This window comes from Flagellimonas olearia, assembly GCF_009184425.1.
Taxonomy (GTDB): Bacteria; Bacteroidota; Bacteroidia; order Flavobacteriales; family Flavobacteriaceae; genus Flagellimonas; species Flagellimonas olearia.
Window position 1 is genome coordinate 1 of sequence record NZ_WELG01000002.1, and the last position, 26,370, is coordinate 26,370.

General features: G+C 44.0%; 22 protein-coding genes. 15 read left to right on the forward strand and 7 right to left on the reverse strand.

The features are described from left to right. Window positions 1-272 precede the first annotated feature (272 nt). Window positions 273-2,366, reverse strand: a complete 2,094-nt coding sequence (locus F8C76_RS09390) for a putative porin (RefSeq protein ID WP_170284014.1) — start codon at window positions 2,364-2,366, stop codon at window positions 273-275. Window positions 2,367-2,512: 146 nt separating this feature from the next. On the opposite strand from F8C76_RS09390, the gene rnhB reads away from it, so the two are divergent. The 4 genes from rnhB to F8C76_RS09410 all read left to right on the forward strand — a co-directional run bounded on the left by rnhB (window position 2,513) and on the right by F8C76_RS09410 (window position 7,741). Continuing rightward, window positions 2,513-3,109, forward strand: coding sequence for a ribonuclease HII (gene rnhB, locus F8C76_RS09395; RefSeq protein ID WP_152131512.1), 597 nt, complete (start codon window positions 2,513-2,515; stop codon window positions 3,107-3,109). A 29-nt stretch (window positions 3,110-3,138) separates the two neighbouring features. Next, entirely contained in the window at window positions 3,139-5,592 is a 2,454-nt protein-coding gene (locus tag F8C76_RS09400; RefSeq protein ID WP_152131513.1) for a ribonuclease HII, read from the forward strand. A gap of 128 nt (window positions 5,593-5,720) precedes the next feature. Then, window positions 5,721-7,037: an OmpA family protein gene (locus tag F8C76_RS09405; protein ID WP_152131514.1), complete on the forward strand. Its 1,317-nt coding sequence runs from the start codon at window positions 5,721-5,723 to the stop codon at window positions 7,035-7,037. Between the two features lie 11 nt (window positions 7,038-7,048). Next, window positions 7,049-7,741, forward strand: a complete 693-nt coding sequence (locus F8C76_RS09410) for a TapB family protein (RefSeq protein ID WP_152131515.1) — start codon at window positions 7,049-7,051, stop codon at window positions 7,739-7,741. Between the two features lie 27 nt (window positions 7,742-7,768). Here the strand turns inward: F8C76_RS09410 and lipB are convergent, their stop codons facing one another. The 3 genes from lipB to F8C76_RS09425 are packed head-to-tail and all read right to left on the reverse strand — an operon-like array spanning window position 7,769 to window position 9,420. Beyond that, window positions 7,769-8,485 carry a lipoyl(octanoyl) transferase LipB gene (gene lipB / locus F8C76_RS09415; protein WP_152131516.1) on the reverse strand — a complete coding sequence of 239 codons (717 nt, stop codon included), beginning with the start codon at window positions 8,483-8,485 and terminating at the stop codon, window positions 7,769-7,771. Between the two features lie 31 nt (window positions 8,486-8,516). Then, window positions 8,517-9,257 carry a hypothetical protein gene (locus F8C76_RS09420; RefSeq protein WP_152131517.1) on the reverse strand — a complete coding sequence of 247 codons (741 nt, stop codon included), beginning with the start codon at window positions 9,255-9,257 and terminating at the stop codon, window positions 8,517-8,519. A gap of 7 nt (window positions 9,258-9,264) precedes the next feature. Further along, window positions 9,265-9,420 carry a YqaE/Pmp3 family membrane protein gene (locus tag F8C76_RS09425; protein ID WP_152131518.1) on the reverse strand — a complete coding sequence of 52 codons (156 nt, stop codon included), beginning with the start codon at window positions 9,418-9,420 and terminating at the stop codon, window positions 9,265-9,267. 91 nt (window positions 9,421-9,511) lie between these two features. On the opposite strand from F8C76_RS09425, the gene F8C76_RS18845 reads away from it, so the two are divergent. The 5 genes from F8C76_RS18845 to F8C76_RS09450 all read left to right on the forward strand — a co-directional run bounded on the left by F8C76_RS18845 (window position 9,512) and on the right by F8C76_RS09450 (window position 17,594). Beyond that, the gene (locus F8C76_RS18845) at window positions 9,512-10,561 is read left to right on the forward strand and encodes a helix-turn-helix transcriptional regulator (protein WP_211372143.1); all 1,050 of its coding nucleotides are present in this window, start codon (window positions 9,512-9,514) and stop codon (window positions 10,559-10,561) included. Window positions 10,562-10,661: 100 nt separating this feature from the next. After that, window positions 10,662-11,207 carry a thioredoxin family protein gene (locus F8C76_RS09435; RefSeq protein WP_152131519.1) on the forward strand — a complete coding sequence of 182 codons (546 nt, stop codon included), beginning with the start codon at window positions 10,662-10,664 and terminating at the stop codon, window positions 11,205-11,207. 65 nt (window positions 11,208-11,272) lie between these two features. Continuing rightward, window positions 11,273-12,964 carry a lysine--tRNA ligase gene (gene lysS, locus F8C76_RS09440; protein WP_152131520.1) on the forward strand — a complete coding sequence of 564 codons (1,692 nt, stop codon included), beginning with the start codon at window positions 11,273-11,275 and terminating at the stop codon, window positions 12,962-12,964. A 241-nt stretch (window positions 12,965-13,205) separates the two neighbouring features. Further along, window positions 13,206-16,058: a TonB-dependent receptor gene (locus tag F8C76_RS09445; RefSeq protein ID WP_152131521.1), complete on the forward strand. Its 2,853-nt coding sequence runs from the start codon at window positions 13,206-13,208 to the stop codon at window positions 16,056-16,058. 105 nt (window positions 16,059-16,163) lie between these two features. Further along, on the forward strand, window positions 16,164-17,594 hold the full coding sequence (locus tag F8C76_RS09450; RefSeq protein ID WP_152131522.1) for an SLC13 family permease: 1,431 nt from the start codon (window positions 16,164-16,166) through the stop codon (window positions 17,592-17,594). 498 nt (window positions 17,595-18,092) lie between these two features. Here F8C76_RS09450 and F8C76_RS09455 read toward each other — a convergent pair whose 3' ends face one another. After that, window positions 18,093-18,824 carry a hypothetical protein gene (locus F8C76_RS09455; protein WP_152131523.1) on the reverse strand — a complete coding sequence of 244 codons (732 nt, stop codon included), beginning with the start codon at window positions 18,822-18,824 and terminating at the stop codon, window positions 18,093-18,095. A 267-nt stretch (window positions 18,825-19,091) separates the two neighbouring features. Between F8C76_RS09455 and F8C76_RS09460 the strand changes: the two genes are divergently transcribed. The 6 genes from F8C76_RS09460 to F8C76_RS09485 all read left to right on the forward strand — a co-directional run bounded on the left by F8C76_RS09460 (window position 19,092) and on the right by F8C76_RS09485 (window position 24,939). Continuing rightward, window positions 19,092-21,590, forward strand: coding sequence for a zinc-dependent metalloprotease (locus F8C76_RS09460; RefSeq protein WP_152131524.1), 2,499 nt, complete (start codon window positions 19,092-19,094; stop codon window positions 21,588-21,590). Between the two features lie 176 nt (window positions 21,591-21,766). After that, the gene (locus F8C76_RS09465; RefSeq protein ID WP_152131525.1) at window positions 21,767-21,955 is read left to right on the forward strand and encodes a hypothetical protein; all 189 of its coding nucleotides are present in this window, start codon (window positions 21,767-21,769) and stop codon (window positions 21,953-21,955) included. Between the two features lie 105 nt (window positions 21,956-22,060). Continuing rightward, a complete protein-coding gene (locus F8C76_RS09470; RefSeq protein WP_152131526.1) occupies window positions 22,061-22,507 on the forward strand; it encodes a DUF4890 domain-containing protein in 447 nt (148 codons plus the stop codon). A 170-nt stretch (window positions 22,508-22,677) separates the two neighbouring features. Then, window positions 22,678-23,493 (forward strand): SH3 domain-containing protein, encoded by an 816-nt coding sequence (locus F8C76_RS09475; protein WP_152131527.1) that lies wholly within the window; start codon window positions 22,678-22,680, stop codon window positions 23,491-23,493. 127 nt (window positions 23,494-23,620) lie between these two features. Next, window positions 23,621-24,220 (forward strand): transcriptional regulator, encoded by a 600-nt coding sequence (locus F8C76_RS09480; RefSeq protein WP_129653388.1) that lies wholly within the window; start codon window positions 23,621-23,623, stop codon window positions 24,218-24,220. Then, the gene (locus F8C76_RS09485) at window positions 24,217-24,939 is read left to right on the forward strand and encodes a DUF3307 domain-containing protein (protein WP_152131528.1); all 723 of its coding nucleotides are present in this window, start codon (window positions 24,217-24,219) and stop codon (window positions 24,937-24,939) included. Before F8C76_RS09480 ends, F8C76_RS09485 begins: the two co-directional genes overlap by 4 nt. A gap of 50 nt (window positions 24,940-24,989) precedes the next feature. Here the strand turns inward: F8C76_RS09485 and F8C76_RS09490 are convergent, their stop codons facing one another. Together F8C76_RS09490 and F8C76_RS09495 are read right to left on the reverse strand one after the other, a co-directional pair. Then, a complete protein-coding gene (locus tag F8C76_RS09490) occupies window positions 24,990-25,820 on the reverse strand; it encodes an NmrA family NAD(P)-binding protein (protein WP_152131529.1) in 831 nt (276 codons plus the stop codon). Window positions 25,821-25,851: 31 nt separating this feature from the next. Then, window positions 25,852-26,256 carry a DUF5367 family protein gene (locus tag F8C76_RS09495; RefSeq protein WP_152131530.1) on the reverse strand — a complete coding sequence of 135 codons (405 nt, stop codon included), beginning with the start codon at window positions 26,254-26,256 and terminating at the stop codon, window positions 25,852-25,854. Window positions 26,257-26,370: the final 114 nt, after the last annotated feature.

Below are 26,370 nucleotides of genomic sequence, written 5' to 3' on the forward strand. Positions count from 1 at the left end.
CACCCGGAAACCAGAGTCCCCGCATCAAAATGGTTCTTAATTCTCTTTACGCTGTCGTTACAATATGTATATGAACTTCTTGTTTCTTTTTTCTCCTGTTTCCGGCCTCTCGGCCTCCCAGAAGCGCCCTGCCTTATCAGCTAAGCGGGTGCAAATATACGCACGTTATTTTCTTTCCGCAAAATGTTTTGAGGTATTTTTTTTCAAAAAAATGCATTAAAAATGTAAGCCGCTGTTTTTCAGATACCATTGTTTTCAATTTACTTTTTCTTTTAAGAAAAGAAATTCCAAACCAGCCCAAAACGGATAACAAAATCCCTGTACGGGTAGTTAGGGGCCGAATAATAATTGGGCTCTGAAAACATCGAGTTAAGGTGTTCCGCTTTTAGGTATATGCGAGTTTGTCTTACCTTGGCATTTATAAAAAAGTCCAACAAAGGATAGCCCCCCAACTCCTCATTGTTCTGTATATAGAACTCCCCCAAAAGAGGATTATATGCATTCATGTTGTATGAAGTAAAGTATTTGAAGGTAACCCCGGTCTGTATATACATTGCCTTTTTAAAAACATCACTTGAAAAATACAGGCTGTTTCTGGTCAATAGCTGGGGAAGGTTCAAAACTTGATTGTCCTGCGTTACCTCTTGATACAGTATTGTATTGACCAACGCCCACTTTCTCCATTTGAACTCCTTGGTATATTTTGCCCTCAGATGGTTTATGGTGGAAGACTCTTGAAAAGGTTTCACAAAAGCAGTCTCCTGCGCATTATCTATTTGTTCCTGCGTGGCGGTCGACATGAAATAGGTGTAGTTGTCTATGGCGCTGAATTCAGCTTCGAGCCTTCCGAACAACTTTGAATCAAACCCAGCCTTTATACTTTGCACTTGCTGCTTTTCAAAAGTATCCGAGTTCTGCCAATTATAGTTCCTGTAATCACTCTGATACAATAGATAATTGAAATCTGGCATTCGGGATGACATGTGGATCCCCCCAAACACTGCATTATTTTTGTTCAATTGATAATGGACTCCAGCATTTAAAATATTCCCCGTAAGGTCCCCTACCACCGTATAGTTTAAATCGCCATACAAAGACAGCGGACCAATACGTTTTGAATATGCCCCACCTATGGCAATTTCCTGTCCATCCAATTTATTTTGGATGGTTCCTTCTTCGGTTATTATGATTCTGTTGAAGTAATAGTTGTAATTGTACAAGCTGGCGCTTCCCGTCAGCTTACCCAAGGTCCTGTTGGAAAACTCCACACTCCCTTTATTGAACATGGTCTTCAATCTGGCCCTGTCCTCAATGGGAACTTCATAAGGGTCATCCCCAAATGTATCATTCTGTGCTGATTGTTCAAAATCATACAGTTTGGTTTCATAGGTAAATTCGTGGCCAATGGTCAAGGTAGTCGGGTCTGTATCGGTGGAATCCTTTTTATGGTTGACCAATTTGTAACGCTGGTCAAAGAAATACCGCTTCCCCAAAACCCGATTGTTGGCATTGGTATACCGCACATCTATCTTGGATCTATCTTGAAAATCGGGCAAATCCCCTTCAAACTGATTTCGGTTCAACAATCCCCCGTTTTCCTGTCCTTCCAATTCTTGCGCCGCAATATGACCTCGAACCGCATACCTGCCATTTTGGGTGATATAATTAAAGGTAGTCCTGAAATTTCCCGATCGGGCCTGCTCATACCTATATTTCCCCAAGGACCTAAATCCATTGAACGCCAACGAAGCATTGAAACGCTTTGATGTATTAAAGGTAAGCATGGCATCCAAAAACTGCCCTTGCTCCATGGATGTCTTGAACATCAGTTCTGTCATGGGCGTTGCCACATTGTAGTAGTCAACATCCTCCACCTCAAAATATCTGGCGTGCTTCGCGGTTGCGCCCATACGCGGATAGTAGGATCCTTTGGAAAAGGTTTTTCCCAATTCATTATAAGGTTGCCCCATATTGGCAAAAGGCATCAACTCAAAATCATCCTCCCTTATATAATTGTATTTGTACTCCTTATATATGGTAAGGGTCGTATCCAGAATGGTGGTATCCCTAGCGTAGGAAATAATCTTATAATCCGCAATGGAAACAGAGTCGGCCTCCACTATTTTTTTCTCCATGCGTATAAACCTGCTCCTTTTTTCAGGATCAACCTGTGACGAAGAATCTTTTTGTTTTGTTTTTGGGGGACCCTTCTTTGCCACTTTTATAGAATCCATCTGCTGTATCAGCAAGGAATCCTTCTCGGCAATTTTTAAAGAGTCTGTCTCTTTTTGCGGGGGTATGGAATCCTGCTGTGCAAAAAGAACCTGTCCCAAAAAAAAGAGTAGGGCAAAAAATAGAAATCTCATTCCATGGTATTGGTCTGACAAAGGTATACGTTTTGTTTCTAAAGAAATGTGAAAAATTTCCCGGCAAGCTATAGCGGCACACCCTGAGAAGTCCAATATTTGGTGTTGAACAAATGAGCCCTTATCTTTCACATTCATTGACCAACATGCTACAGGCACTATATAAACATCCGAACGAAGCGGGAACCGATGAAGCGGGAAGAGGCTGTTTGGCCGGACCGGTGACCGCGGCCGCCATTATCCTTCCCGAAGGTTTCACCAACAACGTCCTAAACGATTCCAAACAGCTTACGGAAACCAAAAGGGATACCCTACGCCCCATTTTGGAGCAAGAAGCCGTTTCTTTCTCGGTATGCCATGTTTTTCAGGATGAAATTGATGAAATCAATATCCTCAATGCATCCTTCCTGGCCATGCACAGGGCACTGGACACCATGTCCCATAGACCCAGCTTTATTTTGGTGGACGGAAATCGGTTCAAACCCTACCCTGCCATTGCCCATGAATGCATCATCAAAGGAGATGGCAAATACATGAGCATTGCCGCCGCTTCGGTATTGGCAAAAACGTATCGAGACGAATACATGGCACAAATCCATGAAGAATTCCCCATGTACAATTGGAAAAAGAACAAAGGATACCCCACCAAAGAACATCGAGAGGCCATAAAAAAATACGGATTGACGCCATATCACAGAAAAAGCTTCAGACAGCTGCCCGAACAATTGACTCTGGATATTTAAAAATTCTAACTTTGTTCCAAACTTCAAAAATGAGACGTAAGGTACTTTTTTGCTTGCTCCCACTTTTCATCCTATCCTGCAAAACCGAGGTAAAGACCAAAGATTCGTTATTGGACCACCTGCCTCCCAACGCCGCTTTGATCATAAAGATCAATAATCTGGCCAATTTCAAGAGCGAACTCAAGAACAATTCCTTCTTGGCCAAGACCAAAGGTTTTTCCATTCATGACGAACTTATGGACCAACTAAATGGCATGAATCATGTCTCAACGGACCAGCCTTGCGTTCTTGCTTTTTATGAAATGGGCAAGGACAACTATGATTTTGTCCTAATATCCAATAAAAATCCAGACCTCTTCAACGTTCAAGAGGTGACCAACAAAACCGTTGAGACCCTTTCCTATGAAGGAAAAGACCTAACAAAATACAGCCTGGACGATTATGAGGTATTTGCCATGGCCCATAATGGTGATATGATCCTCGCTTCTTCCCAAATGCTCATGGAAAACATGATACGGGCCAAGGGCAGTACTCCCATCAATCCCACTTTGGAGAAACTTTATGAAACTGCAGGTATCAACAAATCGGCCACGTTGTTCATGAATTTGGACGGAAACCCCTCACTTTTATCCTTGAACGAGAAAAACAAAAGTGTAAAGCCTTTCTCAGAATGGGTGTCCCTTGATTTTACGGCCAACTCGGACGAGGTGAGTCTCAACGGCATTGCCATGGCCCCGGATTCCACCAAAAATTTTATCAATCTGTTCAAAGGGACGGCGCCTCTTGCCAATAAAACCCCACAGTATGCCCCTTTGAACGCGCAGGCCATTCTTTCATATACCTTTGACGATTACCAGGTTTTTGCCAAGAACCAGAACACCTATCTGGACCGAATAAAACCCGTAGATTCCCTTTTCAATACCATTGAGGAGGTGGGTATTATTTATTTGAACAACCAAAAGGTGGTACTCTTGAACTCCTATGGCACCGAAAGCTTCTCGGACTTTTTGGATCGGGACAAGGCTTCTTCACAATCCTACCAAGGCAGTGAAATCATTGAACTGCAAAAGAAAAATTTATTGACAGAGGGATTTGCCCCTTTGGTTTCCGGTTTTGAGGCCAACTATTGCACCATTCTGGAAAACAGCTTTGTTTTTTCCGAAAGCAAAGAGGCCTTGCAGACCATCATTAACAATCACAGTAGTGGCACCTCGTTTAGCAACAGTCCCATATTCCAAACCGCAAAGGCTCCTTTGGCCAACGAATCCAGCATGTTGTTCGCATCAACAGATTCCGGCATTGATTTTTTTGCCGAACAAGAACTGGCTCCCAAACTTTTTGAGCCTATCCAAAACACGGATTTGGACGAATATGCCTTTGCTACGCAGATAGTGGCCGATAGCGATTTTGCCCATCTTAATATATTGGTCTCCAAAGTGGGAAAGAAGGTAACCTCCAACACCGTGACCCCTCTGTTTACTTTGGAATTGGATACCGATCTGGCCATTGACCCCCAATTTGTGAAAAACCACAGGACCAATAAGCAGGAAATCGTGGTACAGGACCGCAACAACGTCCTTTACTTGATCTCCACCGAAGGCAAAGTGCTCTGGACCAAACAACTGGACAGTAGGATTCGAGGCCCAATCCAGCAAGTTGATATTTACAAAAACGGAAGACTACAGTTGGCATTCTGTACCAGCAACCAGTTTATGATCATAGATCGAAACGGCGAGGATGTCCCTCCGTTCAAGATCAGTTTTGAGGGAGGCAACCTAAATCCATTGGCCATCTTCGATTACGATGGAAGAAAAGACTATCGATTTGTAATCACACAAGGAAGAAAGGTCCATATGTACAACAACAAGGCAAAGGTTGTGGGCGGATTCACTTTTACCGAAGCTTCCAGCCCCATCATTGCCACCCCAAAACATTTTAGGATGGCCAATAGGGATTATTTGGTCTTCCAATTGGAAGACCAAACCCTCAAAATCCTACACAGGACAGGAAAGGACCGCATAAAGGTTACGGAAAAGATAGATTTCTCCAGCAACGAAGTGTTCCTATACAAGAACAAGTTCTCCATGACCAACAAAAAAGGGGTGCTCCACCAAATAGACACCAATGGCAAACTCACCGCTACCAATTTCAACCTCAACAAAGACCATGGCATGTATGCCACAAGCAACACTTTGGTGTTCATGGATGACAATATCCTTAGCATTAAAGGCAAGAAAGTGGAGTTGGACCTTGGTGTATATTCAAAACCCAAGATTTTCTACATCTACGATAAGATTTATGTAAGCGTGACCGATATCCAAAACCAAAAAATATACCTGTTCGATAGTCAAGCGGAGCCCATTCCCAATTTTCCCGTGTTCGGAAACTCCCTTATTGATCTAACCGATATGGACAACGACCGAAAGTTGGAGCTGGTGGCCAAGGACCAAGAAAATTCATTGATCGTATACAAAATGAATTAAGAAGACCTTCATTGCGGCTTATACATTGGTTTGCACGAGTTACACATTTTAACCAGCTATGAAGAGTACTGTTTTGTACTTTGGATGGAATTATTTTTCATCAAAAACCATAAGTAAAGTACACAATAATGAAAACCTCCAACAAAACCGTCTTCAGTTTATTGATTGTTCTGATGATTGGCTCCAGCATCAACGCCCAATTCCTGAAAAAACTGGGCAAAAAAGCCGAACAAGCCGCTCAGCGAACCATTGAACGAAGGGTTGACAAAGAAACCAGCGAAAAGACCGACCAGGCTTTGGACAGCATTTTGGAACCCGGTTCTGGCCAAAAGCAAGGTCCCAAAACTCCACAAGGAAACGATTTGCCCACAAACACCGGAAACGATTCCGGCAACAATAATAGCGGAAGTGCCACAGCTTCACAGGCCAAGAGCATTACCGTATACAGTAAGTTCGATTATGTCCCGGGGGACAAACTCATGTTCTTTGACGACTATTCCAAAGATTTTATAGGAGACTTCCCTGCCAAATGGAACACCAATGGCAGTGGCGAGGTCGTTACCATTGATGATTCCCCACAGCGTTGGATGGAGCTTGTTCCGGGATACGGCATCCATTACATTCCCAACATGCCCGAACTGCCAGAGGAATACACCATAGAGTTCGACTTGTTGACCTACGGTATGGACAACCAAACATCGTCCACAGCGGGGATTGAAATCAGCCTAAGTGATGACCCAAATTTCAATGCCGGCAACAATTATGCGGAGGCTTGGCTTCCCGTTGGTCAATATGCCGCTTTTGGAATACGCGCAAGGAATCACACCCGTGGTGAGGGGGTTACCATCAATAGTGAGGTAAGAGCCGATATACGACAGGCCGTGCTCAACCAGCCCCATATCTCCATTGCGGTAAACAAGGCCCGATTCCGCCTTTGGGTAAACGAGGAAAAATATGTGGACATTCCGCAGATGGTACCCATGAACAAGTTGACCACCCTTAAGTTCAATGTCAACGGACTTGAAGATGGCAAGGAGAAAATCTTCATCTCCAATCTTAAAGTGGCCGAAGGAGGCGTGGACCTTCGCAGAAAACTCCTTTCCGATGGCAAGGTATCCACCAATGGGATTCTTTTTGATGTGGGCTCGGCCAACATACAACCACAGTCCATGGGAATTATCCGCCAAATATCACAAGTACTCACCCAAGAAGCTTCCATGAAGCTGAAGATTGTAGGCCACACCGATGCGGACGGTTCCGATGAGAGCAACCAAAAGCTTTCCAAAAACAGGGCCGAAGCCGTGAAAAATGCCTTGATATCCGTTTATGGGGTATCTGCAGACCGATTGACTTCCGAAGGAAAAGGGGAAAGCGAGCCCGTGGGGGACAACAACACCCCAGACGGCAAGGCACAGAACAGAAGGGTTGAATTCATCAAACAATAAGAACAAAAATCATGAAGCACTATTTTTTTGCATTGCTCACCGCAATGTTTTCCTTGGGTATTGCCTTGGGGCAATCCAACTGCAGCCATTATTATCCTTTGGTGGACGGGGCCAATTTCCAATACACCAGTTATGACAGAAAAGGCAATGAAGATGGGAAGATGAGCTACAAGGTCACCCAAGTAAATGGTTCTGGGGACAATGTCAGTGCAACCATGGTCATGCAATTGGAAGACAAAAAAGGAAACACCTACGACTCGGAATACCAAGTTACCTGTGACGGGGATAGGGTCAAAATCGATTTTAAATCCCTGATGAACGAGCAGATGTTACGGCAAATGGGCGACATGGAAGTGGAAGTTTCCGGAACGGATGTGGAACTCCCAGGCAATCTTGGCGTGGGGCAGGAGCTCCCCGATGGCAATGTGAACGTACAGATGAAAATGGGCGGGGCCATGAACATGAACATGAACGTGGAGACCATCAACCGAAAAGTGGAAAAAGAAGAAACCGTGACCACCCCGGCCGGCACTTTTGAGTGTTTTGTCATCTATAGCGAGACCCGCACCAAAATGATGATGGCCAACCAGACCATGCCCTCACGGGTATGGCTCGCCAAAGGTGTGGGAATGGTAAAACAGGAATCCTACAACAAAAAGGGAGCGCTCATCGCAAGTATGGAACTGACAGCCTATAACCAGTAAAATTGCACTTATAAAATAAAACCGGGGTCATGTCCCGGTTTTTTCTTGTCTTAACTCTGCCTCAAAAAGTATCTGGAAATGATGTAGGAGTCTTTGCTTCACCTCTTCCATATCCACTTCTTTTTTCCCGAGTTCTACATTAAGGGAAGTCACGGCTTTATCCTTTATCCCACATGGGATCATTAGGTCAAAATAGCCTAAGTCGGCATTGACGTTCAGGGCAAACCCGTGCATGGTGACCCATCTACTGGCCCGTACGCCCATGGCACAGATTTTTCGGGCAAAGGGAGTACCCACATCCAACCAAACACCAGTCTCCCCTTCGGAGCGTTCCGCTTTCAGGCCATATTCGGCCAAGGTTAAAATCACCATTTCTTCCAAAAACCGGAGGTATTTGTGGATATCCGTAAAGAAATTGTCCAAATCCAAAATGGGATAGCCCACTACTTGTCCCGGGCCGTGATAGGTAATGTCCCCTCCCCGATTGATTTTGTAAAAAGTGGCCCCTTTTGCCTTCAACACCTGTTCATCCACCAATAGATTGCCTATATCCCCGCTTTTACCCAAGGTGTAGACATGGGGGTGTTCCACAAACAAAAAATGGTTGGGGGTATCCACCTCGGTGCCTTCCCTCCTATTCTTGACCTTTAGGTCAACAATATCCTTGAAAAGCGCTTCTTGATAGTCCCATGTTTCCTTGTAATCCCTATGTCCAAGGTCCTGAACCCTTACTTTCTTGTTCATGGCACAAAGATACGAAGGCTTGGGCGGAAATCTATTTTTCCAGCTTTACCTGAAGGTCCAATGCGGTAGGATCTCTCATTAGGTCCAAAAAAGGGATCTCATAAATGAGGGTCTTACCATCGGCACTGAACGTGGCCTCTTCCAAATTGGTAGACTTCACCTTTCTTGGGAAATGGTATTTAATGGTATAGGTAGACCCCGAAAGGAACATCTCGGCTCCCGCCAAACTGTCCAAACCTTGTTGGAACAATTCTTCATCCACTATTTTGGCCTTTCGCGAGAAGGTATTTCCCTTGAAGGAATAATTGACTTCCGTGGCCTGTTCAGAACCTGCCAAGGGCGCGGGTTGTTGTTTATTTTGGCCCGGACCGAGCATCCCTGCCTCCTTGAACGAATTGAAAGCATCGTTGACCTCGTTGACATTTTTGAACTCGCTGAACAAGTCAAACTTCATGATTTTTTCCTCAGGCTTCATCACCATATGGAGGTTAAAAGGCTCCAATCGTTTCAGTTTAGCCTGCTCTTCCGGCGAAAGCTGGGCAATGCTATCCTTCTTTTCAGCCAAAAGGTCTTTGAAGGAAATGATGGAATCCATAGGTTTCTCATCACTCTGTGCCATTTCATCCCCTGCCATTTGCATGAGTTCCGAACCGTCAAAATTAATGGACAGTTTCCCCGAGCCATCTTCCTTGATATGGATCTCTTCGGTAAAATTACAGGAATAGGTAAAAATGGCCACGAGGGCACAAGCCAGGATTTGGGTACGTTTCATACTGATTTTAGTTAGTGTTATTAAGAATGACCAAAGCCCCAATAACTCCCGGAACCCAGCCACATAGGGTCAAAAGTAACACAATTAAAAAAGAGCCACAACCTTTCCCGATTACGGAAAGGGGTGGAAAAAGAATAGCCAACAGAACTCTCCAAAAACTCATGATCTTGATTTTGATTGATGATACCTATTAGTATACTCATCGGAGTATTTGTTACACAAAACCCTTACTTTTAAACCCTATTGATTTTGATATGCGGCTATTGATGATCCTACTGGTTTTGCTTGCCTCTCCCACACTTTGGGGACAGTACCAGTTTTCCGGTGAGCTTTCCCAGAACCACTCCGGACAGACGGTCTATTTATCGTTGGTAGAGAATTACAGGAAGTCATCCCGCATTTATTTGGATCAGATCATCAAAAAAACCCAGGTGGACTCACTGGGGCATTTTCAATTTGCAGGGGATAATTTGCCTATAAAAAATAGGGTCTACCGGATTCACATGGATGGCTGTACCGATGAGGGAGGCGCCTTGCACTATTTGGGCGAATGCAATAACAGTCAAAGTGTGGTCTTTATAGCCAATAATCAGGACACCCTATATTTCCCCTCTTCGTTTGATGATCAACCGCTTTGCACCATTACTTCCACCAATCCAAAATCCAACCTGTTATTGGAAGTGGAAGCCTTAAAAGATGAAATGGCGTATGATTTTATGGCCTATCCCAGTGCGACCAACCAAAACCTCAATACCAAAAAATGGTTCAAGACTTTGCATACCTTCGGACAAAGCTCGGAGGAACCCCTGGTGGAGCTCTTTATTTATGATTTTCTTTCGGACAAAAGAAATGAAACCTACCCCCACTATCTTAAGGACATTGCCACAAACCCTTACTACAATGCACTTTCGCAACGGCTAGAGGCCACCTATCCCAATGCAGGGTTCACTGAGGAATTTGTTACCGAAATTGAAATGGACAGCCAATTGGTCAGTGCAGACGCATCCAGATTTTGGCCATGGAAATGGGTTGTATGGTCCCTTTTGATCCTATCGTTATTGGCCAATGTGTACTTCTTGGCCACACGAAAAATGCAGATGCAAAAAAAGGTGCATTCCCATTACCAACAGCTCACTCCCCAAGAGCGAAAAATTGCACAGGGCATTCTTCAGGATAAGAGCAACAAAGAGATTGCCACGGAACTGTTCATAAGCCTGAGCACGGTGAAAACCCACATCAACAATCTCTACAAAAAATTGGGGGTCTCCACCCGCGAAGAGATTTCGCATCTCCTCAAGAAATAACATTTCAACCGGGGGTCTAGTCCCTATTTCCATCCCATAAAATCAGCCATGGGCGTTGTTTTTATAGAATTTTCGACTCCAATCCATAATCGAAAGAACTATGAAAAACATCATTCTTACAACATGTATGCTACTCTGTACCGCAATGGTATTTGCACAAGAATTCAATCAGGAAATTGTCCAAGAGGACGGAAAACGGTTTCTGGTCGGTAAAATCAATTTGGATGGCCTACGCAGCCAACCCTACCAACAATGGTACCTTCAAGGGCATCAGAGCTATAGTGTGGACAGTACCATGGTGAACCTTTTCAAGGAGAAACTCTCCGATTACACCATCACATTATTCTTGGGCACCTGGTGTGGCGACAGCAAAAGGGAAACACCCCGGTTCGTTAAAATTTTGGAGGCTGCGGAGTTTCCCATGGACCAATTGCAGATCATTGCCTTGGACCGAAGGAAGGGGCATTACAAGAAAAGCCCGACCGGTGAGGAAAAAGGGCTCAATATCATCAAAGTCCCCACCATGGTCTTCTATAAAAATGGCAAGGAGGTAAACCGTATCGTGGAACGGCCCATTGAAAATTTGGAGGAAGACATCGCCCAAATCGTCCACGAAAGACCCTACATCCCCAATTATGCACATTAAGACAGGGACAAGGCAAGATATTAAAGCGCAAAAGTGTAATTTTGCGCTTTAATTTTTTATAGACTATGCAACTATCGGAACAAGAAATCGTTCGAAGGGAAAAATTGACCAAACTCAAGGAAATGGGAATCAACCCCTATCCTGCAGCATTGTATCCTGTTGATGCCACTTCCAAGAGCATCAAGAACGATTTTGAAGAAGGGAAGAAGGTAGTGATTTCCGGTAGATTGATGTCGCGCAGAATCCAAGGGAAAGCCTCGTTTGCCGAACTTCAGGATAGCGATGGCCGTATCCAGGTCTACTTCAATCGGGATGAAATATGCCCCGATGACGACAAGACCCTTTACAACGAAGTCTATAAAAAACTCTTGGACATTGGTGATATCATAGGGGTTGAAGGTGAACTGTTCAAGACCCAAGTAGGTGAAAAAACCGTGATGGTAAAAAACTTCAGCTTGCTAAGCAAGGCCTTGCGACCCTTGCCTTTACCAAAGGTAAATGACGAAGGAAAGGTATACGATGCCTTCAATGACCCGGAACTGAGGTACCGCCAACGTTATGTGGATTTGGTGGTGAACCCACAGGTGAAGGATACGTTCATCAAAAGGACCAAGATTACCAATAGTATCCGTGAATTTTATAACGAAAAGGGGTATTTGGAAGTGGAAACCCCCATTTTGCAACCTATTCCAGGTGGAGCGGCCGCACGTCCTTTTTTGACCCATCACAATGCCTTGAACATCCCATTGTACCTACGGATTGCCAATGAACTGTATCTAAAACGATTGATCGTGGGTGGTTTTGATGGTGTATATGAGTTTGCGAAGGATTTCCGTAATGAGGGGATGGACCGTACCCACAATCCAGAGTTTACCGTAATGGAGCTTTATGTGGCCTACAAGGATTACAACTGGATGATGGACACCACCGAAGAACTATTGGAAAAAGTGGCCATGGATGCCACAGGAAGCACCAAGGTAAAAGTAGGTGAAAACGATATTGAATTTAAGGCTCCCTATCCCAGGGTTCCCATTTTGGAAGCCATTAAAATCCATACAGGAGTTGATGTCTCAGGAATGGAGGAAGGTGAACTTCGCGAAACAGCCAAAAAACTGGGCATTGAAGTGGACGAGACCATGGGTGTGGGCAAACTCATTGATGAAATCTTCGGGGAAAAATGTGAGCACCATTACATACAGCCTACATTCATTATTGATTACCCCAAGGAGATGAGTCCTTTGACCAAGGAACATCGAAGCAATCCAGCGCTAACCGAGCGCTTTGAGCTCATGGTGAACGGGAAGGAACTTGCCAATGCCTACTCGGAGCTCAATGACCCCATTGATCAACGGGAGCGTTTTGAAGATCAGCTCAAACTTTCCGAAAAAGGGGACGATGAGGCCATGTTCATAGATCAGGATTTTCTCCGTGCCTTGGAATATGGTATGCCGCCAACTTCCGGAATCGGGATCGGGATAGACCGCTTGGTCATGTTGATGACCAACAACTCTTCCATCCAAGAAGTGCTGTTCTTCCCACAAATGCGACCCGAAAAGAAGAAAGTGGAGCTTACCGAGGAGGAAAAAATCATCATGGATATCCTGAAACCTGTAGGGGAAATGCCCTTGGCCGAACTTAAGGAAAAAGCAGGTCTTAGTGGAAAAAAATGGGACAAAAGCACCAAAGGCCTATCCAAACATGGACTCTTAAAAATTGAAAAAGTAGACGATACTCTTTTGGCCAAATTTACCGGATAAGCGCTATTCCATCACGCTGGATTGAACTAAAAAATCGATTCCGGGTGGCCAAAAATTGATACTACTTCCCAGCTACATATTTTATGAATAAAAGGTCCTTCGGGGCCTTTCTTTTTTCATTAAAGCCCTGTGCTTCAACACCTATATCAAAAAAAACCTTTACCTTAAGGAATAATTCCTTCGGAATATGAAAGGAATTTCGGCAGCCCCCATCATAATATCTAACTTAAAAACTAACAACATGAAAAAATTGAAACTACCATTTTTTCTGGCCTTCTTGGCTACCTTAACAAGCATGGCACAAGAAGTCACAGGAACGGTCTATGATGACCAAAATGTGCCCTTACCGGGAGCCTCGGTCCAAGTAAAAGGAACTACCACAGGAGCCATTACCGACTTTGACGGAAACTACACTATTGAAGCGAATACTGGGGATATCTTGGTTTTTTCTTACGTTGGCTTCAATACCCAAGAAGCAACCGTTACAGGCAGCACATTGAACGTTACACTACAAGCAGGGCTCGAACTGGAAAATGTAGTGGTGGTGGGATCACGGAATGCCAATAGAACCGCCACGGACACACCGGTACCTGTGGATGTTTTGGATGTCACCGAATTGGTGCAATCCGCCCCACAAGTATCCGTTACGGAAATCCTGAACTATGCGGCACCTTCATTTTCATCCAATCCGCAAAGTATCTCAGATGGTACCGACCACATCGCTCCTGCCTCGTTACGTGGACTTGGACCTGATCAAGTATTGGTGCTCATCAATGGAAAAAGAAGGCACAAAACCGGCCTTGTCAATGTAAATGGGACCTTTGGTCGCGGTAGCGTGGGAACCGATATGACAACCATCCCATCCAACTCCATATCCCGTATAGAGATATTACGGGACGGTGCAGCCGCACAATACGGTTCCGATGCCATAGCAGGGGTCATCAACATTGTACTCAAAAAAAGCGTGAACGAACTGCAGGTAGACCTGACCACTGGGGCCAACTTTACCAGTGAACACGGTCCGGACAAAAATGTGGATGGTGAAAAGGTCAACCTTGGACTCAACTACGGTCTCCCCATTGGCAAGGATGGTGGGTACATCAATTTCACAGGAAACTTTAATTACAGAGGTTCCACCAACCGTATGCAGGAATGGGAGGGCACCATTTTTAATGCCTACAACAGTATTGAAAGGGTTGCTTCCAATGATAATTATGACATTTCCTTGCTTTTGGATGACGATTTGGATGATATTTTCCAGTATGCCGGAAGTGCAGGAATCACCCTTAACGGCGATGAGACCAAGGAAGAACTTCAGGATATCCTCAGCGCGGATGCCACGGATTCCGAACTTTCTGCGAGAGGTCTCCAACGAAGCGATTTCAATATGCAGGTAGGGCAGTCCGAAATACGCGGGGCACAATTCTTCGCCAACCTGTCCATCCCCTTGGGTGAAAACCTGGAACTGTACAGTTTTGGTGGGCTTAGCTTTAAAACTGGTACTGCCGCAGGGTTTTACCGGTTACCCAACCAATCCAGAACCTATACCCCTGCCTATCTCAACGGATTTCTACCAGAGATCAACTCAAATATCTCCGATCAATCAGTGGCATTTGGAATCAAAGGTATGTTGGGCGATTGGAATGTTGATTTTAGCAACTCCTACGGCAGGAACGAATTTCTGTATCGCATTACCAACTCCAACAACGCCTCTTTGGCCAACTCCACACCTTTTGAAGCAGATTCGGGAGGTTTCAACTACAGTGAAAACACCACCAATTTTGATATGAGCCAGTTTTTCGATGATATTTTAGCCGGTCTCAACATTGCCTTTGGTGCAGAATATCGAGTAGAGAACTATTCCATTGTGGCAGGGGAAGAAGTGTCCTATGCACAATACAATACCTTAGGCAACGTGCATGATCCTACGGACCCCGATTCTATGGTTCCCACAGACTTTTTCGGCTCTTCCCGTCCTGGTGGCATCCAAGTGTTCCCCGGTTTTAAACCCGATAATGAAGTGGATGCTTTCAGAAATGCCATTGCTGGTTATTTTGATGTAGAGGCGGATTTCACGGAAAGTATTTTGGTGAGCGGAGCCGTCCGTTATGAGAATTTCTCCGATTTTGGAGGAACTTTAAATTTTAAGTTGGCTTCCCGGATAAAAGCGTCAGAAAATTTCAATATTAGAGGTGGACTGCAAACTGGGTTTAGGGCACCTTCCCTGCACCAGATTCACTATAGCTCCACATCCACATTGTTTGTTGACGGTATTCCCAATGAGGTGGGGATTTTCTCCAACACATCAAGGGTAGCCCGCCTTTTGGGCATAGAAACGCTTAAGGAAGAGACTTCTTTTGGGGGAACCGTTGGTTTCACGGCCAGAGTGCCCAGTGCAAACCTTAAAATCACCCTGGATGGGTACTTGGTCAACATAGATGATCGCGTTATATTGACTGGACAATTTGATGACAATGGAAATGCGGAATTGGCCAACCTGTTTCAACAGGCCAACGCCACCCAAGCAGCATTCTTTGCCAATTCGGTGGACACCCAAACCAAGGGGATAGACCTTGTAATTGATCATAAGGCAACCCTTTCAGACGATATTTCATTGACCAATACCTTGGCCTTTACCTTTTCAGAAACTACGGTAGAAAAAGTAAAGGTTCCCGAGGCTGTTGCCAATGCAGGATTGAGCGATACGTATTTTGACCCCACCAGTCGAATTTATCTGGAATCTGCCGTTCCTACCACCAAAGGGAATCTTTCCCATAACCTAAAGGTAGGAGACCACTGGAACTTCTTTTTGCGAAATGGATATTTTGGCGAAGTAGAGGAAGCTACCAATAACGATGACCCAACCATAGATACCACCTTTGGCGGAAAGGTCATTACCGACCTTACTGTAGGTTATGATTTTTCAAGCAATCTAAGGCTCACCGTTGGGGCTAACAACCTACTTGATGTTTATCCCGATGAAAATGACCCAGCCTTTAGATCTGATGGAAGGTTCATTTACTCAAGACGATCCGTGCAGTTCGGCACAAATGGGCGACACGTTTTTGGAAGGCTCACATTCAAAATAAGATAATTGTTATATCGCAACGCATATAAAGCCCCACGTTTGTTGGGGCTTTTTTTTGAAATGAAAACTGGATTTTCAAGTTTTCTTAAAAAAGCATAGTTTAGGACCTCAATGGAACTAAGCAAAAAACTAGGGCTCTTTCTTGGGCCTATCGCCTTTCTGATTCTGGTTAATTTGCCCATGGAACTAGTTTCCGAAAAAGGGGATGCCGTAATTTCCGTTGCGGTATGGATGCTGATTTGGTGGATCACCGAAGCAGTTTCCATTTCAGTTACTGCGCTTTTGCCTCTATTGTTATTGCCCATACTTAAAATATTGCCCATTGCCGAGGTGGGTGCCAATTATGGCAGTCCCATTGTGTTCCTCTTCTTTGGGGGATTTGTGATGGCCTTGGCCTTGGAAAAGGTAAATCTGCACCGGCGTATAGCGCTCAACATCATAAAATTGACAGGGACCACACCCAACAAGGTAATTTTGGGCTTTATGATTGCCACGGGCTCACTGAGCATGTGGATCAGTAATACGGCAAGTACGGTGGTCATGCTGCCCATTGCCCTATCCGTTATCAATCTATTGATCAATGATGAGGATGGTTTTACCAAAAACGACCAGAATTTTGCCCTGAGCGTTATGCTAGGGATTGCCTTTTCGGCCAATGCGGGTGGTATAGCCACCGTAATCGGCACCCCACCCAACTCGGTACTCATTGGGCTCTTGGAAAATGAATACAATACCGAAATATCCTTTTTAAAATGGATGACCATAGGGCTCCCTTTTTCCATTGTTATGATCGGTATTTGTTATCTGGTCTTGGTAAAATGGATGTATCCCAACAGGGATTTGAAGTTCAATGCCTCCAAAGAGGTCATACAATCGGAATTGGAGAAATTGGGTCCTACTTCCGGAAAGGAAAAACTGGTGTTGGCCATATTTGGGGTTACCGTGTTCCTATGGATCTTCCGAACCTTGATCAACAGTATTTTCCCCAGTTTGGGCCTTACCGATACCATGATCAGCATTTTTGCCGCCCTTGCCTTGTTTTCCGTTCCGTACAGCCTAAAAAATGGAGATTTTATTATTGAATGGCGGGACACCAGCAAACTGGCCTGGGGCATATTGATTTTATTTGGAGGCGGACTAGCCCTTGCCCAAGGTATGTCCAGCAGCGGTATTGTGGATATGGTGGCCAACGCCATTGCGCAAAGCGAGATAAGCATTCTTCTCACCGCATCCCTATTGATTTTCCTGATGCTGTTTATGACGGAACTGATGAGCAATGTGGCCCTTGTGGCAGTTTTGGCCCCAGTGGTGGCCGGTATTGCCATAGGATTGGATGTTCCCCTACTCTACCTATTGATTCCGGTTACCATTGCCAGTAGCTGTGCCTTTATGCTACCCATGGCCACACCGCCCAATGCCATTGTATTTGCCAGCGGACACGTAAAAATTGCCCAAATGGCCCGAGTGGGTGTTATTTTGAACCTGATAGCGGTGGTCTTGTTGATTTTGGTGTTCCAGTTTGTGATTCCCGTATTGTTCTAAACAACAATGCCCCTCCGATGGGAAGGGCATTGACAAACTAACTAACTCAAAAAAATAGTAGAAACTAACTCAACTCTATTCTAATCCATACTTTTTAAATCCCCCTCGGTTCAACTTATCCATTTTTTCACCTTTTCAGCGTACTTCGGAAAGATTTAAAAGCGACGTCACCTGTTCACCATCGTGGCGTCTATTATTAATAACACTACAAAGATATAACCCTAAATAGTGAAGATTATTATAATTAGTTTTTTGTTAACGTAGTAGGAAAAACAACACGAAAACAACATCGTCAAACTTGTGCCTCATCCGTTGAAAGACCTGCGTCCTTTTTTTTCAAAATTTAATGGATTGACAAAATAACCTACGTTTCTTTGCTTTCTGCGCTTTGCTGATTTTTGTGTTATATTTTTGTTAATCAGTACTTTGAAGGTGAAAGACCCTCAAAAAGAGGGTCTTTCTAATTCAAAAAAATTGTAAAATGAAAACCAACTCATTTTACCTCGTCTGATCCGCGTAGGGATCAAAGTTTTCAGGTAGATACTTGGACGTATCAAAACCCAATTCCACTTCGTCATCTTCCATATAGTTCACCGATGCGATTTCAATAACATTGGTATAAGGATCAAAATCCTCAGGAAGCATGTACTCGGTATCCAGACCAAGTTCCAGTTCCACATCATCCTCGATGTAGGCAATGGTGTTCAAATCCACATAGATTTCATAAGGAGAAAATCCTTCGGGAAGATAATCCCAGGTATTGAAACCCAATTCCATATCTTCTTCCTCAAGAAAGTTGATTCCATGGACATCCACTACTTCGGTGTAGGGATCAAACCCATTGGGAAGATAACTCTGGGTATCAAACCCTAAATCCAGTTCAACTTCGCTTTCTAGGTATATAATGGAATTCAAATCAAAATAGGTTTCATAGGGATTAAAACCCTTGGGAAGATACTCTGAGGTGTTGAACCCAAGGTCCATATCCATCTCTTCCTCCATAAACTCTATTTCGTCCAAATTCAGTTCATAGAACCATGCATTTGTCCCATCGGAAAAATCAAAGGTCGTTTCGTTCCAATCAGCACTTAGATTCAATGCTGTAAAACTGTTTTCAAAAGTGCTTTTGGTCTCCGGTTTCGATTGTTGGACCATACCGGGTTGCTGGTCAGCGGCTATGGCGGAACTACTTAAAAGTACACAACCATACATTAATAATAACTTGTTCATTTTTTGATTGAATTTTTTGATTGATGATATGCTTATAAGACTGTTCATATTCTAGATTGTTACAGTCTTTTGAAATTTTTCACAAAAACCGAATGGCCGTTCAGCCCAGTCATAGGTAGGATTTTAACGCGAAGTATCAGTAAAACGCAGGACTCCCATGAATTACATCATTTCACAAAAAAAACAATCATTAATATTTATTTAACAGTTCATTTTGTCCATTTTTTAGTTCTTTGACCCCATCGCATTTTTCAAACCGACGAGAAAATGATCAAAAAACTACTCCCTCAACTATTCATTGCATTTGTTTTATTGGGTGCTTTTCAATCTGCTGAAGCGCAACTTTTCAAAAAGAAAAAAAAGGACACCGAACAAAAAAAAGAAGACAAGCCGAAACCCGGTGACATTCAACCGTATGACAAAGTCATTACCAAAGAGGCCAAGACCGATGCGGGACTTTTTAGTGTACACGAAGTAGAGGACAAGTACTTTTATGAAATCCCAGATTCGCTTTTCAACAGGGAGATGCTGATGGTGAGCCGTATTTCCAAAACTGCCACTGGAATAGGTTTTGGAGGTGGGAAAATCAACACCCAAGTGCTCCGTTGGGAGAAAAAGCCCAAAAAAGTATTGCTCCGTGTGGTTTCCTACGGAAATGTTGCCGCGGATTCACTGCCCGTACATGAGGCGGTGGTCAACTCCAATTTTGAACCCGTACTCTTTGCATTCGATATAAAGGCATTCAATAAAAAAGACTCCTTGAACCCGGCAACGGTAATTGAGGTAGACCCGCTTTTCACCAAAGATGTAAATGCCTTGGGCATGCCCGACGCATTTCGCAAGCAGTATAAGGTAAGTCGTGTGGATGGTGATCGTAGTTTTATCGAATCCATTAAAAGTTACCCCTTGAACATAGAAGCACGCCACGTAAAAACATATGCGGCCGGGGAACCTCCCAGTAACCAAAGTACAGGTTCCATTTCCATAGAGATCAACAATTCCATGATCCTATTGCCCAAGGAACCCATGAAACGTAGATATTTTGATGAGCGTGTGGGATGGTTTGCCCGTGGCCAAGTGGATTATGGTCTGGATGCCCAAGAAAGCAAAACTGTTCGCTATTTGGATCGTTGGCGATTGGAGGTGAAAGATGAGGATATTGAAAAATATAAAGCGGGTGAATTGGTAGAACCCAAAAAGCCCATTGTGTATTATGTGGACCGTGCCACCCCAAAAGAGTGGGTACCTTATATTAAAAAGGGTATTGAGGATTGGCAGGTAGCCTTTGAGGAAGCTGGGTTTAAAAATGCCATCATTGCCAAAGACCCTCCCACCAAGGAGGAAGACCCTGAGTGGTCCCCCGAGGATGTTCGCTATTCGGTGGTCCGGTATTTGGCTTCCCCCATCCCCAATGCCAATGGTCCGCACGTAAGCGACCCAAGAAGTGGAGAGATTTTGGAATCCGACATCAACTGGTACCACAACGTCATGAGCTTGTTGCGCAATTGGTTCTTTGTACAGACTGCTGCTATCAATCCCAATGCCCGAAGCGTACAGTTCAAAGAAGATATTATGGGTAGGTTGATACGGTTTGTATCTTCCCACGAAGTGGGACACACCCTAGGACTTCCACACAACATGGGAAGCAGTGTGGCCTATCCCGTGGATTCGCTACGTTCGGCAAGCTTTACCCAAAAATATGGTACCGCACCTGCCATTATGGACTATGCCCGTTTCAACTACGTGGCCCAACCCGGAGATGAAGGTGTGGCCCTTATGCCCAATATCGGCATATATGACAAGTATGCCATTCGATGGGGATACAAGCCTATTTTGGATACATCCGCTGAAGAGGAAAAACCCATCCTGAACAGTTGGATCAGAGTACATGAGAACGATCCCATGTACCGATTTGGACATCAACAAGTTGGGGATATCCATGACCCAAGCTCTCAAACGGAGGATTTAGGGGACGATGCCATAAAAGCCAGTTTATATGGTATTGCCAATCTTAAGCGCATTATGCCCAATCTTATGGAATGGACCACGGAGGATGGCAAGGATTATGAAGACCTGAAAACCATGTACGGACAGATTATTGCGCAGTTCCAACGTTATATGGGACATGTGTCCAACAATATCGGTGGGGTATACGAATACCACAAAACTGCCGATCAAGACGGTGCCGTGTATACCCATGTAGACCGCGAACACCAAAAAAACTGCATGGGCTTTTTACAAGAACAACTCTTTGAAACCCCTGAATGGTTGTTGGATCAGAACATTATCAATAAAATCCAATATTCAGGTTCGGTGGACCGTATCCGCGCCATGCAGGAACGGTATTTGAACACCGTTCTGCATTTGGGCAAGTTGGCCCGAATCATCGAAAATGAGACCATTAATGGCAAGAATGCCTACGGTCTGTTGGAAATGATGCGTGACCTTCGTAGGGGCATTTGGTCCGAAACCCGAAGTGGAAAGGCCATTGATACGTATAGAAGGAACCTCCAAAAAGCCCATATCGATCGTTTGGAATACTTGATGACCGCGGATAATTTGGGTAAGCTTCCTGATTTTGGGGGGTATCAAAAATCGACAGTGGTCAATACCAGCCAGTCCGATATTCGCTCTGTGGCCAGGGCCGAACTCAACAATTTGAAAAGCGATATCCGAAGTGGTCTGGGTAGAATTTCAGATACGATGAGCCGGTACCACTTGCAAGATGCCTTAGAACGTATTGACCAGATTTTGGAGCCAAAATAGCCACAAAGCCTTTGTAAGAATTTACTTTGGAAATGGGGTCTTGAGGGGTAAACCGTGCATTTTATCGGTTATACCATGCTTTTTATCCCGTTCACATCTACATCGAGGTGTTTCACAACATATCGTAGGGTTTGATATTTGGATTACCTACTTTAGTAGTCCCAAATCTCAAAATCATGACCTACAAAACAAAAAGCCTTATCTACTTTTCGTGCTTTGTGGTTGCCTCTTTGGTGTATTACCAAATTGAGCAACAGGACGAGTTCCAAGAGCAAATGAATTCCGAAACCTTCGTAGAGGCAGAGTTCCAAGATGAAATGGAGCCTGAAAACCCACAACTTGATTTTGAGGAAGATCAAAAGTGATTTCCCTTTGACCCACTACTGTTAAAAGCTTCACAATATTGTTTTAGTGATTAAACCATGGGACAAAACCCTTGTCCTAGGAACAAATCATTAAAATTTAAACATATGAAACGATTCGCAGTATTGATGGCACTATTGGTAAGCCTTGGTGCCATGGCGCAAAAGCAAGATGGTCATAGAATGCACAAAGGCCCTAAAATGGATATGACCCCAGAACAGATGGCCACGCTCCAGACCAAAAAAATGACGTTGGCCCTTGATTTGACCGATGCCCAACAAAAAAAGGTCATGAAAATACATCTGGATGAGGCGCAGTCCAGAAAAGCCAAGTGGGATGAAATGAAAGCCAAGAAAGAAAGTGGCGAATGGACAAAACCCACTTCCGAGGAACGATTTGAAATGGAAAATGCCAGATTGGACCACCAAATCGCCCATCAGGAAAAAATGAAAGAGGTATTGAACGATGAACAATACCAAACCTGGAAGAAAATGAGAAAGCATAAAGCCATGCATGGCAAAAAGAAAATGCAGGAGAGAGGAAGAAGAGGATAGTGTTTTTTGTTGATTTTTTAGAAGCCGCGCCTGCCATGGACGCGGCTTCTCTGTTTTTATAAACCTGTTCGCCCTTTTTGCATAAGCTGTGAACCATTCCCCTATTTCTGGCCGTATATATAAAGACCTCCCTAAAAACTGCCTTAGTCTAATCTTTAAAATTTATAATCATGAAGGCACGTTTTTATATCACACTACTCGTTTACATCTTTACATTTTCTTCCATTTTTTCCCAGCACAACCCAGAGCATGCCGGTTTTGGCGAATTTCAGCCCGGACAACAAGTTTATGTCTTTGGCAATGAGGTACAGCTGAGAACAGCCCCGGATACCTCCTCGGACGTTTTACAAAAACTGAAAATCGGGGAATGGGTCAAAATCATTGAAATAACCCCGAATTCTTGGCCTTACAACGGTTTTGAATCTCCGTTTTACAAAGTAAAGTACAATGAAATGACCGGGTACATCCTTGGTGGACTGCTATCCATCCAAAGGAAAACCTTGAAGGGTACCCATTACTATTTTGCACTTTCCAAACAGGGAAATACCGTGTTTTTGAACATCAGGCATGTACAGGACGGCACCTATTGGGAGAAAAAGACCCGATTGGTCCACACCGATTTTAAGATTTCGGTCTTGGGCGATAAAGGGGTACCCAATTTGGATGGAATCCTTTTTGTTGATTATCTGTCCAATACCGAGGATAGGGAAAATGGGGGCATTTATTTGTTTCCCCACAACCATATGCTCACCGAAGTAGTACAACTTTCCCAAGTTTCAGAAGCCGGGAACTACTATCATTCCGAAAACCTCATCTTTCCGGATGATCACGGTGGCATCCCTGATAAAATCTTCTATAAGAAAGAGCAAGGGAAAAACTTGGATGCTTCCTCCAATTGGATACAGACTGCCGTTGAAACCCGTGAACTAAGTTGGGTGGATGGTAAACTGATTCCCAAGTACAACAAGAAGGTTCCCAATCCATGATCGGGGTCGTTGTACAGATATCTCCCGTTATCTGCCCATAAACAGATATTTACGATTATCTGCTATTTTACAGATATTTTTGTTTATCTGCCAATAAACAGATATTTTTACATAAACAAAGACCAAAATGGTAGGTATTCTTACGGGAGATATCAAAAACTCCACAGACCATAAAACCGCGAAGTGGTTGCCCCTTTTAAAGCAGGCCTTGGACCAATATGGCCATGAACCTTTGCAATGGGAAATCTATCGTGGGGACAGTTTTCAACTACAGACCATTCCAGAGCAGGCCTTGGAAGCCGCAGTATACCTCAAGGCCTGCATAAAACAGATTCGCCATATGGATGTCCGCATAGCCATTGGATTGGGAGAAAAAACCTACGAGGCACAAAAAATTACGGAATCCAACGGACCTGCTTTTGTATATTCGGGAAAGTGTTTTGAAAATCTCAAAAAACAAAATCTGGCCATCAAAACAGCGAATGCCCAGTTTGATGACCACATCAACCTATTGCTGGAATTGGCCCTTCTGACGATGGACAATTGGACCCCGGCCATATCCAAAACAGTGCAAAAGGCGATTGAAAATCCCAAAATGAACCAAAAGGAACTGGCCTCCATATTGAACAAGTCACAAGGGAACATTAGCGAGGAACTCAACAAGGCCGGATTTGACGAAGTGCAAAAAATGATCCATTTTTATAGAACCCAACTCGCACAACTATGATACTGGCCCTAAAACTCATACTCGCCCATTTTATCGGGGATTTTGTTCTGCAACCTGCCCATTGGGTGGATGACAAGCTCCAGCACAAATGGAAATCCAAATACCTCTATTGGCATATTGGGGTGCATTTGATCACGTTACTGGTTCTCCTACAGTTTCAGCATTTGGGAGCCGTAGCCATCATTATCGTTACCCATTACCTCATCGATATCGGAAAATTGGCCCTGACCAACGAAAAAAACTTCCGATGGCTCTTTGCTGCGGACCAAATTCTACATCTAGTGGTTCTTGGAGTCGTGGCACATTGGATAAGCCCTTTTGAGGTGGATGTCCACTCCATGATTACAGAGCAACATCTCCTACTCGCCACTTTCCTGGTGTTTGTCACTTTTGTGTGCGGTATTCTTATGCGGATGCTCTTGGCGCCCTACATTGATGAAATCGCCCGCGATGATGAATCGGAAGAAGGGGGTTCCCTAAAAAATGCCGGAAAATACATTGGCATGCTGGAGCGCCTTTTTGTGTTCGGATTCATCCTATTGCAACAGTGGGCTGCCATAGGCTTGTTAATCGCGGCCAAGTCTGTGTTCCGGTTTGGCGACCTCAACAAAGGAAAAAATAGAAAACTTACCGAATATGTCCTCATTGGTACACTATTGAGTTTTGGGTTGGCCATACTATCTGGATTGGCTTATAGTCATTTAAAAGAATTGCTCTGATCAGAAAACAGGCCCAAAGGGCCTGTTCTTTTATCTTTCCATCCACAAACCTAGACGGTTGGGTTCCAAATTCCGGTAGCGGCGGTTTCCTGTACATATTCCGAAAAATCCTTGGGTGCTCTTCCCAACACCTTCTCAATATCATGGGCAATTACCTCATTTTCCTTGTTCCCCAATACTTCAGAAAACAAATAATTGATCAACCAGACATAGTCCGAGGGCACACCAACCTCTTCCATCATTTTGGTATAGGCTGGAAGCGAAATCGGGGTGAAAGCAATATCTCTTCCGGTTGCTTTTGCAATATCGGCCACCACTTCCTCAAAGGTCAAGAAACGGGCCCCGGTCAATTCATAGGTCTTGCCATCATGCCCGTCGTTCATCAATACCTCAACCACCACATCGGCAATGTCATCCGTATCCACAAAGGGTATTTTTGCCTGTGCCATGGGCAAGGCTACATGTCCGGCCAAAATGGGATCTAAAAAGAAACTCTCGCTAAAATTCTGATTGAACCAACTCGCCCGGACTATGGTATAGTCTATCCCGGAATGGATTACCACCTGCTCACAAAGTTCTGCCTCACGTTCTCCTTTTCCTGATAAAAGCACCAACTTTTTTACGTTTTTCTGTTGGGCCACTTTCACCAATTCTTCAATGGCTTTTAAAGCGCCGGGTACAGCAAGGTCAGGCTGAAAGGTAATGTACACCTTGTCCATACCGTCCAATGCATTTGGCCAAGTGGCCCTGTTTTCCCAATCGAAAGGGATGGCCTCACTGCGCGACCCCACACGGACATTCTGCTTCTGATTTATAAGCTGTTCAACAACCTTACGTCCTGTTTTTCCTTTTCCTCCTAAAACTAAAATGTTACTTGTCATGATTATATGGTTTATGATTTGATTTCAATGTTTATATATTGATGGTCCTTCCTGATTCGGGCTTCACCCTGAAATACCAAAACAGAACTGTGGTGATAATAAATTCAGTCCCTATCAGCCAGAAGCCGGGTGCCGTAAAAAAACTGTAATATGAACCTCCGAACGGAACCATTAAATAAGGCACGGTAACCAAGGCATCCATCAAGGCGCTGGTCGCAAATAACACCATGCCCAACTTAAGGCCATGGATAGTGTCTCTCTTTTGGTAGTACATCCAGGCTCCAGCCCAAACCAAGGGCAGAACAACCAATGAAAGAACCAGATTGGCCTGGAAATCCAAATCCTTCATGATGGGAAAGAAATAGGAAAGTAAAAAAATGCTTACCCCTAAAACCCAAATGATAAGTCCGATCAATACTGCTCTAAAAAATTTCATCTTGCTAAACTTTTTGATTACGGCACAAAACTAGAGCAGTCACTTATGGCCCATTTGTTCCAAAAGCAGTATGATTTGTTTGAAAAGGATTATGATGAAAAAGAGGCGTGTTTT

What these genes read in the sequence shown, in the direction of transcription:
- F8C76_RS09485 (WP_152131528.1), top strand. Translation starts at nt 24,217, where the DNA reads ATGATACTGGCCCTAAAACTCATACTCGCCCATTTTATCGGGGATTTT.
- F8C76_RS09445 (WP_152131521.1), top strand. Translation starts at nt 13,206, where the DNA reads ATGAAAAAATTGAAACTACCATTTTTTCTGGCCTTCTTGGCTACCTTA.
- F8C76_RS09460 (WP_152131524.1), top strand. Translation starts at nt 19,092, where the DNA reads ATGATCAAAAAACTACTCCCTCAACTATTCATTGCATTTGTTTTATTG.
- F8C76_RS18845 (WP_211372143.1), top strand. Translation starts at nt 9,512, where the DNA reads ATGCGGCTATTGATGATCCTACTGGTTTTGCTTGCCTCTCCCACACTT.
- F8C76_RS09435 (WP_152131519.1), top strand. Translation starts at nt 10,662, where the DNA reads ATGAAAAACATCATTCTTACAACATGTATGCTACTCTGTACCGCAATG.
- lipB (WP_152131516.1), bottom strand. Translation starts at nt 8,485, where the DNA reads ATGAACAAGAAAGTAAGGGTTCAGGACCTTGGACATAGGGATTACAAG.
- F8C76_RS09400 (WP_152131513.1), top strand. Translation starts at nt 3,139, where the DNA reads ATGAGACGTAAGGTACTTTTTTGCTTGCTCCCACTTTTCATCCTATCC.
- F8C76_RS09450 (WP_152131522.1), top strand. Translation starts at nt 16,164, where the DNA reads ATGGAACTAAGCAAAAAACTAGGGCTCTTTCTTGGGCCTATCGCCTTT.
- F8C76_RS09465 (WP_152131525.1), top strand. Translation starts at nt 21,767, where the DNA reads ATGACCTACAAAACAAAAAGCCTTATCTACTTTTCGTGCTTTGTGGTT.
- F8C76_RS09475 (WP_152131527.1), top strand. Translation starts at nt 22,678, where the DNA reads ATGAAGGCACGTTTTTATATCACACTACTCGTTTACATCTTTACATTT.
- F8C76_RS09470 (WP_152131526.1), top strand. Translation starts at nt 22,061, where the DNA reads ATGAAACGATTCGCAGTATTGATGGCACTATTGGTAAGCCTTGGTGCC.
- F8C76_RS09425 (WP_152131518.1), bottom strand. Translation starts at nt 9,420, where the DNA reads ATGAGTTTTTGGAGAGTTCTGTTGGCTATTCTTTTTCCACCCCTTTCC.
- F8C76_RS09495 (WP_152131530.1), bottom strand. Translation starts at nt 26,256, where the DNA reads ATGAAATTTTTTAGAGCAGTATTGATCGGACTTATCATTTGGGTTTTA.
- F8C76_RS09455 (WP_152131523.1), bottom strand. Translation starts at nt 18,824, where the DNA reads ATGAACAAGTTATTATTAATGTATGGTTGTGTACTTTTAAGTAGTTCC.
- F8C76_RS09405 (WP_152131514.1), top strand. Translation starts at nt 5,721, where the DNA reads ATGAAAACCTCCAACAAAACCGTCTTCAGTTTATTGATTGTTCTGATG.
- F8C76_RS09480 (WP_129653388.1), top strand. Translation starts at nt 23,621, where the DNA reads ATGGTAGGTATTCTTACGGGAGATATCAAAAACTCCACAGACCATAAA.
- F8C76_RS09420 (WP_152131517.1), bottom strand. Translation starts at nt 9,257, where the DNA reads ATGAAACGTACCCAAATCCTGGCTTGTGCCCTCGTGGCCATTTTTACC.
- rnhB (WP_152131512.1), top strand. Translation starts at nt 2,513, where the DNA reads ATGCTACAGGCACTATATAAACATCCGAACGAAGCGGGAACCGATGAA.
- lysS (WP_152131520.1), top strand. Translation starts at nt 11,273, where the DNA reads ATGCAACTATCGGAACAAGAAATCGTTCGAAGGGAAAAATTGACCAAA.
- F8C76_RS09490 (WP_152131529.1), bottom strand. Translation starts at nt 25,820, where the DNA reads ATGACAAGTAACATTTTAGTTTTAGGAGGAAAAGGAAAAACAGGACGT.
- F8C76_RS09390 (WP_170284014.1), bottom strand. Translation starts at nt 2,366, where the DNA reads ATGAGATTTCTATTTTTTGCCCTACTCTTTTTTTTGGGACAGGTTCTT.
- F8C76_RS09410 (WP_152131515.1), top strand. Translation starts at nt 7,049, where the DNA reads ATGAAGCACTATTTTTTTGCATTGCTCACCGCAATGTTTTCCTTGGGT.